Source organism: Paenibacillus konkukensis, assembly GCF_023523925.1.
In the GTDB taxonomy this organism is placed as follows: domain Bacteria; phylum Bacillota; class Bacilli; order Paenibacillales; family NBRC-103111; genus Paenibacillus_S; species Paenibacillus_S doosanensis.
On the sequence record NZ_CP027059.1, the window covers coordinates 5,350,102 to 5,365,181 of the forward strand.

12 protein-coding genes and 3 pseudogenes are annotated in these 15,080 nt (G+C 45.2%); 10 read left to right on the forward strand and 5 right to left on the reverse strand.

The genetic code is table 11. The features are described from left to right. Positions 1-549: 549 nt before the first annotated feature. The 10 genes from SK3146_RS23410 (at position 550) to SK3146_RS23450 (ending at position 10,042) form a co-directional block, all read left to right on the forward strand. Positions 550-2,286, forward strand: coding sequence for a recombinase family protein (locus SK3146_RS23410; RefSeq protein ID WP_249861032.1), 1,737 nt, complete (start codon positions 550-552; stop codon positions 2,284-2,286). 906 nt (positions 2,287-3,192) lie between these two features. Beyond that, positions 3,193-4,071, forward strand: a complete 879-nt coding sequence (locus SK3146_RS23415) for an SMODS domain-containing nucleotidyltransferase (RefSeq protein ID WP_249861033.1) — start codon at positions 3,193-3,195, stop codon at positions 4,069-4,071. Further along, positions 4,049-4,630, forward strand: coding sequence for an SLATT domain-containing protein (locus SK3146_RS23420; RefSeq protein ID WP_249861034.1), 582 nt, complete (start codon positions 4,049-4,051; stop codon positions 4,628-4,630). The genes SK3146_RS23415 and SK3146_RS23420 overlap by 23 nt, the downstream gene beginning before the upstream one ends. A gap of 184 nt (positions 4,631-4,814) precedes the next feature. Next, complete coding sequence (locus SK3146_RS23425; protein WP_249860328.1) at positions 4,815-5,375, forward strand: DUF6431 domain-containing protein; 561 nt, start codon at positions 4,815-4,817, stop codon at positions 5,373-5,375. A 103-nt stretch (positions 5,376-5,478) separates the two neighbouring features. After that, complete coding sequence (locus SK3146_RS23430) at positions 5,479-6,741, forward strand: DDE-type integrase/transposase/recombinase (protein ID WP_249860329.1); 1,263 nt, start codon at positions 5,479-5,481, stop codon at positions 6,739-6,741. Next, the gene (locus SK3146_RS23435; RefSeq protein ID WP_249860330.1) at positions 6,734-7,534 is read left to right on the forward strand and encodes an ExeA family protein; all 801 of its coding nucleotides are present in this window, start codon (positions 6,734-6,736) and stop codon (positions 7,532-7,534) included. The genes SK3146_RS23430 and SK3146_RS23435 overlap by 8 nt, the downstream gene beginning before the upstream one ends. Continuing rightward, the gene (locus SK3146_RS35325) at positions 7,534-7,770 is read left to right on the forward strand and encodes a DUF5348 domain-containing protein (RefSeq protein WP_434006801.1); all 237 of its coding nucleotides are present in this window, start codon (positions 7,534-7,536) and stop codon (positions 7,768-7,770) included. Before SK3146_RS23435 ends, SK3146_RS35325 begins: the two co-directional genes overlap by 1 nt. 185 nt (positions 7,771-7,955) lie before the next feature. Then, positions 7,956-8,504 carry a hypothetical protein gene (locus SK3146_RS23440; protein WP_249861035.1) on the forward strand — a complete coding sequence of 183 codons (549 nt, stop codon included), beginning with the start codon at positions 7,956-7,958 and terminating at the stop codon, positions 8,502-8,504. Positions 8,505-8,669: 165 nt separating this feature from the next. Continuing rightward, the gene (locus tag SK3146_RS23445) at positions 8,670-9,506 is read left to right on the forward strand and encodes a ParA family protein (RefSeq protein ID WP_249861036.1); all 837 of its coding nucleotides are present in this window, start codon (positions 8,670-8,672) and stop codon (positions 9,504-9,506) included. Continuing rightward, a complete protein-coding gene (locus tag SK3146_RS23450) occupies positions 9,503-10,042 on the forward strand; it encodes a hypothetical protein (RefSeq protein WP_249861037.1) in 540 nt (179 codons plus the stop codon). Before SK3146_RS23445 ends, SK3146_RS23450 begins: the two co-directional genes overlap by 4 nt. Positions 10,043-10,244: 202 nt before the next feature. Here the strand turns inward: SK3146_RS23450 and tnpC are convergent. The 5 genes and pseudogenes from tnpC to tnpA form a co-directional block, all read right to left on the reverse strand. Continuing rightward, positions 10,245-11,195, reverse strand: a pseudogene (gene tnpC / locus SK3146_RS23455) (IS66 family transposase); the annotation flags it as partial. A gap of 126 nt (positions 11,196-11,321) precedes the next feature. Beyond that, on the reverse strand, positions 11,322-13,106 hold the full coding sequence (gene ltrA, locus SK3146_RS23460) for a group II intron reverse transcriptase/maturase (RefSeq protein ID WP_249861038.1): 1,785 nt from the start codon (positions 13,104-13,106) through the stop codon (positions 11,322-11,324). Between the two features lie 523 nt (positions 13,107-13,629). Continuing rightward, positions 13,630-14,214 (reverse strand): annotated as a pseudogene (locus tag SK3146_RS23465) (IS66 family transposase zinc-finger binding domain-containing protein); the annotation flags it as partial. A 96-nt stretch (positions 14,215-14,310) separates the two neighbouring features. After that, entirely contained in the window at positions 14,311-14,667 is a 357-nt protein-coding gene (gene tnpB, locus SK3146_RS23470) for an IS66 family insertion sequence element accessory protein TnpB (RefSeq protein WP_249861039.1), read from the reverse strand. A 118-nt stretch (positions 14,668-14,785) separates the two neighbouring features. After that, a pseudogene (gene tnpA, locus SK3146_RS35330) lies at positions 14,786-15,013 on the reverse strand (IS66 family insertion sequence element accessory protein TnpA); the annotation flags it as partial. Between the last annotated feature and the right edge of the window lie 67 nt (positions 15,014-15,080).

Consider the following 15,080-nt stretch of genomic DNA (forward strand, 5'->3'; position numbering starts at 1 on the left):
TTCCAGTACACGCTGGCGGAGATGATGGCGAAGAGCGAGCGATTTCTCCATGCAATTGTAAATGGTGGTTCCATTTATGGCGACGATCATGCGGAGGGATAATGATACTTCCGTCCAGCCACAGCTTATCGCAATGGGGGCGGCTTCCAGCGATCCTGGGAGAGGTGAGAATCCTATGAGAGCGGCGACACCACCGTTCATCGGATTGGATATTTAAGCGAGAAACCAAAACGGAGGCGGAGTGCAGAGATGTGCATGATGCTGTAGCACATCTCTGCTTTTCGCTGTTTCTTGAAACGTAGGTGAAACGTATGGGAGGTTAGTTTATGCAGCGTAAGGTAATTCGATATAGCATGCAAATCGCGATGCTGAGACAATTGTTAGCTTTGTCGCTGATAAACGAGCATGAGTTTCATGTATTAAAAAACAAAACTATGAGAGACTATGACATCCAATCTGATCTTACCTCTTGATTCGTACCTTTGTTAATCAAACGAAAATTTATTACGCTGTAAGCGTCATAAATGCGAATCAAAGGAGGAGCTCGTCATGTCTATTGCAGTTGAAGTCATTAAGGCAAACCGAAAACTGTCAGATCGCACTGGAGGAAAATCGGAAATCCTTCGTGTTGCTCCCTATGCTAGAGTGAGTACAGACACCGAAGAGCAGTTAAGCAGCTATAAATCGCAAGTTTCCTATTATACAGAAATGATTAATCAACGCAGCGATTGGATGTTGGCTGACATCTATGCGGATGAAGCCATTACGGGAACACAGGTAAAGAAGCGCGATGACTTTCAACGGTTAATTTCCGATTGTTTGAATGGAAAGATTGATATGGTCATAACCAAGTCCATATCGAGATTCGCAAGAAATACAGTAGATACGTTAAGGCACGTTCGGATGCTTAAAGAAAAAAATGTTGCCGTTTTTTTTGAAAAAGAAAATATCAATACCCTTACAATGGACGGTGAATTGTTACTCACCATTTTGAGTTCTGTCGCGCAGCAAGAAGTTGAAAATATCTCATCGAACGTCAAAAGAGGACTAAAGATGAAGATGAGCCGCGGCGAACTGGTAGGCTTTCAAAGCTGTCTTGGGTATGACTACGACCCTGTTACGAAGCGGATAACGATTAACGAAGATGAGGCTGAAATTGTACGTTACATTTTTGATCGTTATATTTCGGGCATTGGCGCGTATATGATTGCGAAGGAATTGACTGAACTGGAACGCAAAACAAAGCGCGGAAATATCGAATGGTGTGATACAAGCGTTTTAGGTATCATTAAGAATGAGAAGTATAAGGGCGACGTTCTTCAAGGAAAGACCTTTACGCTCGACCCTATCTCTAAACGACGACTTGATAACCGTGGAGAAGAAGATCAGTATTATATCAAAAATCATCACGAGCCGATTGTCACCGAGGAAGTTTTTGAAAAGGCTCATGACATGCTTCACCGCCGTGGGGAAATTCGCAGCAAACTGGAAGCAGGCGGGAAACGGGAAAAATACAGCAGAAAGTTTGCTTTCAGCAGCATGCTGGAATGTGCTTTCTGCGGCGGTCATTTTTCGCGGCGGAGCTGGAACAGCGGGACAACGCATGAAAAGACGATATGGCAATGTTCAACCAATACGAAGAAGGGAAAGAAATATTGTCCTCATAGCAAAGGGATTGAAGAAAAGATTGTTGAAGGTGCTTTTGTTGAGACGTACAATTTAGTTTGTGACAACCATAAAGATGTGTTGGACGAGCTTTTAGTAAGAGCGGAATCTGTCCTGATCGAGCAGAACAGCCAAAAACAGTTGACTAAAATTATCAACGAAATTCAGGCTCTTGAGAATAAGCGTTGCAATTTGATCGACTTGCATCTGGATGACAAGATAGATCGTCCAACATATGAGCGTAAGTATGCAGAACTTGAATCGCTCTTGAACGAACTGTTTGACGAAAGAGCGAAATTAGAAGAAGCTGCACAAGATGAAGTCGATGTTGAGAAAAGGATAACCCATTTTCGCCAAGTGCTTCGGTCGAATACGGTTCTGCCTACGTTTGATCGAAGCGTACTTGAAAGTGTTGTCGATAAAGTCCTGGTTGGAGAAAATTGTGATGATAGCAGCACTAATCCGTACAAACTAACGTTTATATACAAAACAGGCTTTAAGAGCAGTGTCCAAGCCCAGATGAAGAGTCAGAATCAAAAAAAGCCTTCATTAAATGAGGGGAGTGATCCATGTTCCTATTCCCAGCACAACACATGTGGAGTGCGTAGTGTCAACATATAGAAAAGATCTGTGAAAAATCAAATTAGTCTGCCACTGAACACTTAAAGTCTGCCACCGAGCAAAATAAGTTTGCCACTGAGCCGACCGTATTTCAGGCATTTGCCCTGTATTCGCTCGGCTTTTTTCTTTTCCCAAGCGATCTCCCAGACCGATAATTCAATCTGTCGCCGCGGGATCACTTGCCCTCAATTTTTCCATTTTTGTCTCGTGCCGGTGATGGCGATCCCAATCATTGCCCCAATCCATAACCCTTGCCACGCCTACGTTTTTGTCCATCTAAAGCCTCTCGCTCAGGCATCTCCAATCGGTTCTGCCAATCACTCTTCTCATGCTTTTTGAATGCTCTTCCCAATCGGTTTACCCAATCCAATTACTCTTTAATACCAGGTTTGCCCAGTCTTTTCTCTGGCCTCAGCATCAAACTTATTTTACATTTTTTCTGCTGTTTTCAGGTGATTTTTCTGGCTTTTACCCTGTAGATCTCCGGTTTCAGCGGCAAACTTATTTTGCATCTTAGGATTGAGGAATAGGAGGGGGAAAGGCGGAGAAGCCTTGTGGGGCAAGGGATTGCGGCGATTGGATGGGGAGGAGAGTGAGTGGCAAACTTATTTGAAAATTGACAGCCTTGATTTAAAGCCACATTTACCTGACTGTCAAGACTGTTGAGTGTGAATATCGGGAATTTAGTAGAGGCGGGAGAAGGTAATTATGTAAGGCATAGTAGACTAATTGAAATGAGACTCCTGCAGATTGCAGGAGTCATTTGCTTGTCGAAAATGGGAATATTTTCTGGATTTTAGAGGGAGAAGAGTGTATCATTATCAGTAGGTAAATTGTACTATTTCTAGTCATGATATCGCACACTATACTGGCACATGCAATAAACTTATAACCGGAGGGGTTACCATGTCCGTAAGCGAGTATTTTAGTCAGTTTTGTTCGAATCTTAGAATGAGTGACTCAACTGTAAGTACTATACAACAAAGATATAAACAGATTACAAAGCGTATAAATCAGGATTACTGGAACAGCACTTCAGATACTTCTCACAGTCTATATGTTGGATCTTACGGTCGGGGAACCGAGATTTGGACAAGTGATATCGATGTAATCGTACAGCTACCATATGCGACGTACCAAAAGTTTAATAATTATAGTGGTAATGGACAATCCGCCTTGTTACAAGAGGTTAAGGGAGTTCTTCAGAAAACCTATAGTAACTCTTATATTAAGGGCGATGGTCAGGTTGTTGGTATAAATTTTTCAGACGGTAATAGCTTTGAAATAGTTCCAGCTTTCATAAATGATGATAACAGCTATACATATCCTGACACAAATAATGGGGGGAGTTGGAGACAGACAGACCCTCGTAAAGAAATTGATGCTATGAACTCAAGAAACAATAGTACGAACAAAAACTTGAAGAGGCTTTGCCGCATGGCACGAGCATGGAAAAATTACTGTGATGTGGGCATGAGTGGTATTCTTATTGACACATTAGCATACAAATTCATAGGTGATTGGGAGTATAAAGATAAGTCGTACTTATATTACGACTGGATGAGCAGAGACTTTTTTAAATATTTAAAGGATATTGATAAAGATCAGAATTATTGGCTGGCACCGGGGAGTAACCGATATGTATGGAAGGACAAGAACTTTCAGAATAAAGCGGCGACAGCCCATGATAATGCCCTATTAGCTATTGAGTATGAAAGTAAGAATCAGACCTCATCTGCGAAATTGACGTGGAGGAAAATATATGGAACGAAGTTCCCGAGTTAGCCAAGGTTATAAATTGGAGTCCCAGATTAGAGAAGCGTATGGTCGAATCGTTTACACTTTTACGTGTCATAATAAAATTGTCCAAAGAATGCTATCGAAAAACGAAAAAATTAAAATATTGCAAATAGTACTCTCTGCCCTCACTACAGGCGGCTTCATCGTTACAATTATTGCAGATGAGAAGATTGCGGGTATCTTAGGAGCGTTGGTCTCTATTTCCCTGTTGATTTTAAACGCCTATACTAAGAATTTTGATTTAGTCGAAACAGCTCAAAGTCACCAAAAAGCAGCGGATGCACTTTGGATAATACGTGAAGAATATGTCTCCCTTTTAACCGATTTTGAGCTAATGGATGATAGCGCAGTAATGGCGAAACGAGATGAGTTACAGAGTAGAACAGCAGAAATCTACGCTCAATCACCGAGAACTGATTATAAGAGCTACGCCGCGGCACAGAGGGCGTTAAAGACAGAGGAAGAGCAAACTTTTAGCGATGACGAGATTGATGTTATGCTTCCCAATTCTATACGTAGGAAAAATAGAAAGTGGGATGATTAACAGTTAGAATAAGTGGGAGAGAAAGCTATGAAGATAATAATTGACTTTTTTAAGGATACTTGTGAATGAGCGCATTGTTTCCGCAGGAAACAGGCGCTCATTTTCACATTGGAACAGCTTTCCGGTATTTTAATGCCGCTGTAATTTGCTAAACTTTTAGCAAATTACAGCGGAGGGTTTTTGAATGGTCTACTACCATGATTTTCTAGTCGAGTTACCTCGTTATGCTACCCTCGGAAAAGCCAATGACTTCCCAATCATGGAATGCTGCCCGATTTGTCGGGCGAAGAATCGACTACAACGGCACGGTTTTTATGAACGAAACGTCATCGCTGAGGAATGCAGCTTTCGCATCCCTATTTGCCGACTCTTATGCCCGGACTGCGGAAGGACGGTTTCCATTCTACCGATGTTCCTATTGCCCTACTTTCAATACACGGTGGACTTCATTCTTCGCATTCTGCTCGTGTTCTGGATGACTTGTGGCTGTTTATGTACGCGCCAACTGCGGCGGTTTTATGAAAAGCGTGTATTTGGGAAGTTGACGGAAATGGAACTGTTCATTCGAGAGGAAGGCTGTCTGGAGATACTGCCTAATATACGCAAAGAAAAAGCCATAAAGATGGTCCAGATGATCCAGGCTTTGGGGAAAGCGACCTTCGTCAGAAGGTGGTGGCGTCATCGGATAAGCAGCTTTATGGCAGCACCATTATACCATGGCACACGGGTTGCGAAAACAGAATAACGTTTCCACACACCTTTTTCCTCGCCTCCGCGATAGCCATGCGGTTATACTGTCCACAACGGTTAGCCGGCTAGCCCACCTATACCAAGGAGGCTATTAACCGATGGATGAAGGAATGAGAGAAAAGATTGCTCTGTTTCGCTTTGGCCTAATTGCTCCGCTGTTAAATGAACAAGTGGATCGTACGACGTATTTGGCCGAGGTGTCGGCAAAGAAACACGATGTACCCTGTTACGGGGAGAAACGATATGCCGCCAAAACGATTCTGGAATGGCTGCTCTTCTACCGCCGCAAAGGCTTTGACGGTTTAAAGCCGGGAACGCGTTCAGATCGCGGGCAATCCCGGAAGCTGATGCCCGATCAGCAAGACCACGTACTCGCGCTGCGCAAACAGCATGCAGAAATGCCGATCACGGTCTTTTATGACTATCTGATTACCAAAGGCGAGATTCTGCCGGGACGTGTGTCGTATTCCACGGTTCACCGATTTCTGAATCTGCACGGCTTACTTCATGGTGAGACCACCAAGGCACCGGAACGCAAGCGATTTGCGCATGACAAGGTCAATATGCTCTGGCAGACGGACATGTCGGAAGGGCCGCGGCTTCGGATCGGCGGCAAAGTGATCCGGACATATCTGCTTGCGTTCATTGACGATTGTTCACGACTGGTGCCTTTCGCTCAGTTCGTTCCCACGGAAAAGTTTGACGGACTTCGTCTCGTGATGAAAGAAGCGCTGATTCGGCGCGGAATTCCGAAGATGCTCTACACCGATAATGGAAAGATCTTTCGTTCGGATATTTTGCAATTCGCCTGTGCTTCTTTGGGTATCCAGCTTCTGCATACTCGCAGTTTTGGTCCCCAAAGTAAGGGTAAAATTGAGAGATACTTCCTTACGTGCAAGACCCGGTTTTACACGATGCTCGAGGCAGAACCGGCCTCCTCCATCGAGGAGCTGAACGAACGGTTCTGGAGGTGGCTTGAAGCGGATTACCACCGCAAGCCACACGCATCACTGGAGGGAAAAATGCCGATCGAGGTGTATCTGTCTCAGATTGAGCAGGTCCGAACCGTTTCCGAGCCAGCGATGCTGGATACGATCTTTTTGCGGCGGGCCAAGCGGACCGTTAAACATGACGCCACATTCTCCCTGGAGAACCGGCTCTACGAAGTGCCGGAGACGTTTGCAGGGCAGAAGGTGGAGATCCGCTATGACGAGCGCAGCGTCCATGTATACGAGGAAGGCAAGGCTGTAGCGGAAGCGAAGGTGGTCCGGTTTGCCGACAACGCTCATGTGAAGCGTGACCGTCCGGCGCTTTCATTCAAGGCGCTTCAAGAGTCGGCGGGAGGTGCTGCGGATGTATAAAGCCTTCTATTCGCTTGCTTCCGAGCCGTTCGCCAAGGAGGTGAAGCCTGAGCACGCCTACCCATCCGGCTCGTTTCAAGAGACGAGTGCTTGTCTGTCCTACCTGAAGCAGACTCGCGGCATGGGCATGATCGTCGGCGAGTCTGGAGCTGGTAAAACCTACGCGCTGCGGGTGTTTAGCGATTCTCTGAACAAAGCATTGTACAAAGTCGTCTACTTCCCGTTGTCCACCGGTTCGGTCAATGATTTTTACCGAGGGCTCGCGTTTGGGCTCGGGGAGGAACCGAAAACCCGCAAGGTGGATCTGTTTCTCCAAATTCAGCATGCCGTCACCACCTCGTTTCAGGAGCGAAAGGTGACACCGGTATTTATTCTCGATGAAATGCAAATGGCCAAGGATGTGTTCCTTAGCGATTTGAATCTACTGTTTAATTTTTACATGGATTCGTCGAACCCGTTTCTGCTACTGCTCTGCGGCCTGCCTTTCCTTCGGGACCGGCTCACGCTCAACCACAACCGCCCGCTGGCACAGCGACTCCTGCTGTCCCACCAGGTAGAGCCGCTGACCAAGGACGAAGTGAAAGAGTATGTCGTCCACCATATGAACCTCGCGGGTGCCAAACACCCGATTTTCATGGATGCCGCCATGGAGGCGCTCGCCGTGAGTAGCAAGGGATATCCGCGGCTAGTGAACAACCTTGCCGTCCGTGCCCTTTTGCACGGTTTCCAGCGCAAGGCGGAACAAATTGATGCCGATCTGATCCGCATCGCGGCTGGGGAGTACGGGATGTGATGACGGCAAAAACAAGTCGAGAAGGCCGCATTCTGTACAATACGCGATTCGAATGCTGGGAAATCTGGGACGCCTATTCCCGTCCAGCAGTCGTGCAATGCGGAGAATCCTTTGAAATGAAGGTAGGAGACGCCTTTCTGCCCTGCCGAATCGAACTGGATTCCGATTGGGTGGTTTACTTTCATAGCACCCGGTTCCACCTTCATCCGAGCGTAAGTTACTGGATTCGAGTGTGATAGATGGAGTATACCGTGATCTTGTTTGATGGACAAGTCCTCTTAGCAGTCAGGAGAACCCTGGCTGCTTATTTATGGAAAAAACCTGATGCCGGAATACCGTGACAATGTGAAAAACCGGCGCCAGTATTGCCGGATTATTGTGAAAAACTCTAGAAAATGACCCTTGTTTTTGCGGCTGTAATTTGAAAAAGTTATGCCGGTTTAATTTGCGAATTCACAATACTGTTTGGGATATTCTTAAAGATCATGCAAAACCTATTGTCAGCAGCATAATACTCCTACTAATTGCTTCTGGAACGGCATTTATTAAGAAAATATCTACAATTGTTATTGAGCTTAAGCTTCCTTATGTTATTGCTTTCTTGACTATTTTGATAGTGTTGGTTTTAGTTATTCTTCATATATCTAAAAAGTATCTAGCACTCCTTAAGACTCCTGAGAACAGAAATGTTAATAAGTTTGAGTTAGGTGATCTAGTTATCTTTAAAGCTGATGAGGATTCAATGAAACCTGAAACTCTAACTGTTGCTGACAAAACAAAGACTAAAATCATTTGTAGGTATGCTTCTAACAAGGATAAAGTATTGAGTATCTCACCAGAAGAATTATTGACAAAGGTTGAAACTGAACGAGCGATGGGAACAATCAAGCTAAGGCAACAGAGGATCGACGAAGAAGAAAGAGCGCGTAATGAAAGATGGGCAAATAATTTCAAGGAATGGAATAGTTGATTAGGCTATGTAAATGATCATTCAAAGCGATTGCATGCAATGAAAGAGGTCGTTGGTTCGATCCAGATAGTCTCCACCAACTACATAGACAAATATCAGAGATGCCGGTTTTTATTTATCTTGCTATGCTATTATTATCTTATTGGAAAAATAGGGGGATATTGAATGGCACATAAAATATCGTTGATTAATATGAAAGGCGGGGTTGGCAAATCAACCTTGGCTGTTAATCTAGCTTGGCACTTTTCGGCATACACTTCATGGTTGAAAAAAGTACTTGTAATTGACTTAGATCCTCAGTTCAATGCTAGTCAGTATCTCTTAGGGCCAGATAAATATTTGAAACATGTGGTAACCAAAGAGAAGCCAACAGTATACCATGTTTTTGAACGTTATTCCCCAGAATTTAAAGGTATCGACTTAGATAAAGCAATTAAAAATATTACTGAAAACCAAAGCGGCGGAAAAATAGATTTATTGCCTGCACAGCTAGAATTAGCTTACACATTAAAGAATCCTTCAGATAAAGCTAGAAATTTGAAGGAGTTTATTGACACCGTTGAAAGTGAGTATGATGTTATCATAATAGATTGCTCTCCAACTGATTCAATGTTAACTGAAGCTGCTTATTTATGTACTGATCATGTTTTGATACCAGTTAGACCTGAATATTTATCATCAATCGGGTTACCCTTATTATATAGATCAATTCTTGACTTTAAAGAAAAATACAAAAAACATCCTATAGAAATTGCAGGTGTAGTGTTCAACGCCACTGATGATTACTCTCCAGAAGAGAATAAATCCAAGAAGAACGTTAAAGAAGTATGCAAAAACTTGGATATCAAGATATTTAAAAAAGAAATTTCTTTTTCACGATCATACCCAAAAGGCGCACGTGAAAACGCCCCTATATTTCGGACTTCCTATGCTCGGTATGATAGATCTCAAGAGTTTTTGAATTTCACTGAGGAGTTTGCAAAAGAGGTTGGGATATCATGAAAGACAAGGATTATAAGGACATAGAGTTATTAATTGAATTCATGTCATTAGTATCGAAATATGGGCGGAAAAGGGTAGAAAATGTAGTGGGGATTCTAAAAGATCAGCAAGCTATTGATCAAGTAGTAAAAATGTTTAGTGATTCTATTGGCATTTTCGAAACCCATAAAGCATCATTAAATAAAACAAGTATTCAACCGCTTACTGAGGAAGAGAAGATTGCGGATATGATTATTCGTTTATTGAAGAAGGAGCTCAAAAATAATAAGCGATTGGATGAAGTTTTGGGGAAATATAATAGCAAACTGACATTGTTAAAAACACGTAATGATAAATTGCTTGCATTCAGAGTGTATCTGGGATCAATTAATAATCATGATTTAAGTTTGATCTACAATGAACTGCAGGAAATGAATAGCAATAAAATTACTGAAGTGGAAAATAAAAGCGACCTGAGCAAGTGGAGTGACATAATAACAAAAAAATCGAATAAAACTGGTAATGACAACCAGAATAGCTTGGATGAAAAGGCTTGACGTACTCTCTTACTCGAAATTGGCATCTTCAGCCCCACCGCTGCAGATGCTTTTTTCAATCTAAAAATACAATTAAAACGGTAAGAATACATTGAAAAAGTGCCAAAAGGAAGTTATAACATACAACAAACGTAAGCGTCAAACAAGAAGGTGTATTGAAAAAGAAAAGCCTATGGTTCGTTAAAGATCCATAGGCTCTGCGTTATGTACAATGTTGCCCAACTGCCGGACTCCAAGGAAGGTACTCATCCAGTAACTCCGGTTGCTGACGAAATGCAACCGCGGGTAATTGCTGCAACAAATGGACTAGGTATTTGTATGGGTTCAATCCATTCGCCTTTGCTGTCTCTACGATGCTGTAGATCGCTGCACTTGCGGTTGCACCCCGGGGGCTGCCGCTGAATAACCAATTTTTTCGACCGACCGTAAAGGGACGAATGCTGTTTTCTGCTAAATTGTTCGAGATTACACAGTTCCCATCTTGTAAGTAATTCATCAGTTCCTGTTTATGGTTACGCGCATACTTCAGCGCTTCACCCAGCTTGGATTTGGGAAGAACTTTACCTTTAGTCGTTTCTGCCCATGACCAAAAAGCATCGAGTACAGGCTTTTCCTGCACCAGACGTTGTTCCTTTCGCTCTTCAGGCGGATGTGAGGCGAGCTGCGCTTCTACCTCAAATAGCTTGTTGCAATAAGTTACCCCTTCGCTGGCGAGGTTCCCTTCTGGAATATTTGCCTCCGGTGGCAATGCCTCGACAAACTTACGCCGAAGATGTGCCCAGCATAAACAAGATATCGTCCCTGTTAGATTCGCATATCCGGAGTAAGCATCGCTATGTAGATATCCCTTGAACCCTTTCAGGAACGCTTGCGGGTACTTCGCCCCTCGTCCTGGTTGGTATTCAAAGATCCGTATAGGACGCGTACTTTGCTGACCACTGCTGTAGATCCACATGTAGGAAGAGGTCGTGTTCTTCCGTCCCTTCTCATTCATCACCTGCAAGGGAGTCTCATCGGCATGCAAATATCGCTCTTGTACAAGCAACTCATGCAGTCGATTCACCAGTGGCTTCAGCCAGTCTCTCGTGGCCGCGATCATCCAGTTGGCCATCGTGGCTCGACTCAGATCCAAACCGAGGCTCTTCCATTCCTGTAGAATAGGCGTGACCCGACCCATCCGTGAGGATAGTTAGACGGTCACGCCCTTCTCCGAACCGGACGTGCGCCTTTCAACGCATCCGGCTCTCCATCTAAAGTGGCTTTATACTGCGCTTTGTGATTAGCCCTGTCTTTTCCGTTGTTTTCTTTTATAGCAAGAAATGCATAGCGCAATCAAGTACTCGTTCCATTCTTCTTCGGGGTGTTCCAGATGTGAGTTTGTATCTCGGAAATAGACGTGTGTATGACTTTGCGTCAGATTACGTTTGCAAGTAGCGCAGCGACCCTGTTGTCGTTTTATCACGTCTGTTCGAAATGAAAACCAGTTGTCCCGTCCGAATAAGCGCTGGAGAAACCGTTTCTTATGAATGTTCAGAAGGTTATTTAGCTTTCTGTCACGGTCTAACTGCTCACGATCTTCTTTGATATACGGGTGTTTTTGGGAGCATTGATTGATGTACTCGATCTTGTAGTATTGTAGTCGATCCAGGATGTGTGCGCCCCCGTTCACTTCGTCTTTAAACCCGAAATTGCGAGCGGCGTATTTCAGGTATTGGGGGTGATTCCGGTCCATGTTATACCGAAATAAAAAAGTTTGGGCGACGTATACTCTGGATTGGCCTGTTCTTTGGGTGAGTCTGTGAAGAGCAAGCCACCACAAATAATGATCAATATCCCGGAATATTTTCTTCGCGTTTCCTCGTCGGAAGTATTCAGCGAATCCCCGTATTTTGGCGTTTAGCTTCTTGATTGCTATTTCGCCGGGAAGATACAACAGCATTTTGGAATCCCGCGACATAGTGCGCTTGAACTTCTGTATGGCTTTACGGCTTGGTTTCACCAGCACCATCTGCCTGCCTTGCCGTTTCCATCGTTTAATGTTGAATCCCAGGAAGTCGAAGCCGTTGTCAACATGTGTTACCAGGGTTTTTCCTGCGGATAGCTCCAGTTTCAGATTGTCCTGCAGGAATAGCCTGACCTTCTCTTTCAGTTCTTCCGCATCTGCTTGGGTTTTACACATGATCACAGCGTCATCCGCATACCGGATGATGAAGCAAGGCAGGCTTGATTTTTTTCGTGCCCAATCCGTTCGGTTTTCATACAGATTGGCAATGAACTGGTCCAATTCTGTGAGGTAAACGTTCGCCAGTAGTGGACTACATAAGCCTCCCTGCGGAGTTCCCAAGTCCGTAACCTGAAATTCGCCATCGTGGATGAATCCGGCTTTTAGCATGTTTCGGATGAGCTTCAATAGCTTTTTGTCACGGATGTCCTTGACCAACAGCTTCATCAGGATGTCGTGATCTACGTTATCAAAGAAGCCCTTGATGTCGATCTCTACAACCCAGTGATACTGCTGTTGCTCCGCGAGTCGGCGAATTCTCTCGATAGCGTGGTGGGTACAACGAAAAGGGCGGAATCCATAGCTGTGACGATGCTGTTTGCATTCATAGATGGGTTCCAGTATATTACGAACAACGTCCTGGGCTACTCTGTTGGCGATCGTAGGAATTCCTAGCGGTCTCTGCTCTTGCGGTTTGTGCGGTTTCGGAATGAAGATGCGCCGTACGGGTGATGACATCAGATGTCCGAAAATTTCCTTGACCTGTTGCCGTAAGCCTCGTTTTTGCTCGTCGGACGTGTAATGTTTTCTGGTTTTTCCATCGATCCCGGGTGTTTTGGAACCGGTATTGCTGAGTACCTTGTCGATAGAAAGATCGATGAGTACATTCCACCTAAGCAACTGATGCAGTTTGGTAAAGGTACAGTTCTGAATGGCACGCTGCGCCAAACGTGTTTGCGTTTCGAATCTCTTTCCTTGATAGAAGGTCGGAGCGAAGGTGGGAATCGCAATCACCCCTTTATGATGATGGACAGGGGCTCTACTTTCGCTAATACGCTTCACTTTAGACTGGAGCCCTTCGCCATGTAATGGGCTTTCCCCATCTCAGACTACTACGACCCCTCCGCCCCTGAATGTTCACGTCAACGAAGCGGTCCAGCCCGAGCGGGCCGAACATTCAGGTTCCCACGTTCGCTGCACGGAATCTCGCTGCCTTAGGTCGTCACTATACGCGGGGAGAATCTGCATCCTTGTACCTCTATAGGAAGCAGCCACCGATTCATTCGGGTCGGGAGACTAAGGAAAACAGTCTACCGCTTCTGCCCGCCATCCGCATCGTCCATCGGTTTCGGATGTTTACCGTGACCGCGTTTCTGACGTGACTTTGTTTGCACTGACCGTAGCAGGTCATCGAGGCTAGCCCTACCTTTTGGGAAGATGGATTCCCCTCATAGGTACGTTGTCGGGTGGGCTTCAAACCCCGGATTTGCTCGTATCCGACGCATGCCACCCTAGCCTGAAAGGGATGAGGTACCCTTATCGCTTCTTTAGGGAAACGTTTCTATGCAGCGCCTCGTGGCGCACTTTCCTGACGGTACAGCGGCATGCTGTTCACAAACTTCTGGTACATCACCCATGCCACGGAGGAGGAAGAAGCCATTGAATGCTGAATGACCGGCGCTGGAGTCATCGCCTTTTTCATTTGAGGCTTGTCCGCTTTCCGACAGGTTCGGCACTCTAAGGTTTCTCGGTACATATCAATGGCTTGCACGCGGGCAGGAATAAACTCTACTTCCGTACGAACAAACTCTTCGCCCACCAAGACAAGCTCGCTATGGCATACGTCACAACACCGGTCCTGAACCTGAAAGAGTTGCTTTTCATGAGGAAGATCCTGAAGTAATTCTGCTCGTTCGCCTACTTGCTTCTTTCGCTGGTAGCTCTGGATCTGCTGGGTGGTTGGCTCTGGTGCAGTGCGTGAAGCTGCTGCTTCTGCCTCATCGAAAATAGATAGCTGCTCCACACCGACTGGGAGGGAAGCTGTTTTCTCGGAGCTTTTGCCATACAACTTCTGCGTAAGAAATTGCACGGTTTCCTGTAGCCGTTTATTCTCTTTTTCCAGGTCGCCGATGCGATGCTCCATCTTTTGTATCTGATCCAAGGGGCTCATGAGATACCGTTCCTTCACTGTCTTCTATGCCTATCATTATACCATAGAAGCCGGTATAAACCCAGATGTTACAAGAGTTTTCGGCTCTGTATTGACCTACATAGAAGGAGTAAAGCCCAGCTTTTTGACCGCTTTCGGCTGATGGATCGACAGCCCCTCCAGCAACCATCGAAACTCCTGTGGCGTGATCGAGCGTACAGCATCCGCATCCATGGGCCACTGGTATTGACCAGATTCCAGTCGCTTGTACAACAGGACGAAGCCATCGCCTTCCCAGTACAAGGCTTTCATCCGATCCCGCTTGCGACCGCAGAACAAAAACAAATGATTCTGAAACGGGTTCAATTGTAGCTGATGCTGCACCAAGAGAATAAGACCGTCAATGGATTTTCGCATATCCGTATACCCACAGGCGATATACAGTTGATCGGCCTTAGAGATGTCACCGAACATACTGCAGGATGCGAAGCGTCTGTTCGAGAAGTACCGTAGACGCATGCGGATGAATCTCAATCGTAACGGCATCCGTACGAAGGATGATCGCCGCTTGTTCATGACTCACTTCGGAACTTGGGGCGTTCGTCCGCAAAGTTGGAGGGACAGGTACTAGAGTCGATTCATTGGGGGAGGAGAAGGCAGGGAGAGATTCACACGCAGCTTCACGGACCTTTCGAAGCCAATAGTAATAGCTTTTCACGCTGACCTCGTGCTCGGCACACCAATGAACCACGGCCTGACCACTGGAACGGCAGTCACGAATAATCGCGGTCCACTGCTGAAGCCGATAGCGATTCCTCATTTCTAGAGTTTGCAATTGGACACACTCCCATTAGAGTTTTTCGAGTAGAGTCGAAAAACTCCAACGA

What these genes read in the sequence shown, in the direction of transcription:
- SK3146_RS23420 (WP_249861034.1), top strand. Translation starts at nt 4,049, where the DNA reads ATGGAACGAAGTTCCCGAGTTAGCCAAGGTTATAAATTGGAGTCCCAG.
- SK3146_RS23415 (WP_249861033.1), top strand. Translation starts at nt 3,193, where the DNA reads ATGTCCGTAAGCGAGTATTTTAGTCAGTTTTGTTCGAATCTTAGAATG.
- SK3146_RS23445 (WP_249861036.1), top strand. Translation starts at nt 8,670, where the DNA reads ATGGCACATAAAATATCGTTGATTAATATGAAAGGCGGGGTTGGCAAA.
- SK3146_RS23425 (WP_249860328.1), top strand. Translation starts at nt 4,815, where the DNA reads ATGGTCTACTACCATGATTTTCTAGTCGAGTTACCTCGTTATGCTACC.
- tnpB (WP_249861039.1), bottom strand. Translation starts at nt 14,667, where the DNA reads ATGTTCGGTGACATCTCTAAGGCCGATCAACTGTATATCGCCTGTGGG.
- SK3146_RS35325 (WP_434006801.1), top strand. Translation starts at nt 7,534, where the DNA reads ATGACGGCAAAAACAAGTCGAGAAGGCCGCATTCTGTACAATACGCGA.
- SK3146_RS23435 (WP_249860330.1), top strand. Translation starts at nt 6,734, where the DNA reads ATGTATAAAGCCTTCTATTCGCTTGCTTCCGAGCCGTTCGCCAAGGAG.
- SK3146_RS23410 (WP_249861032.1), top strand. Translation starts at nt 550, where the DNA reads ATGTCTATTGCAGTTGAAGTCATTAAGGCAAACCGAAAACTGTCAGAT.
- SK3146_RS23430 (WP_249860329.1), top strand. Translation starts at nt 5,479, where the DNA reads ATGGATGAAGGAATGAGAGAAAAGATTGCTCTGTTTCGCTTTGGCCTA.
- SK3146_RS23450 (WP_249861037.1), top strand. Translation starts at nt 9,503, where the DNA reads ATGAAAGACAAGGATTATAAGGACATAGAGTTATTAATTGAATTCATG.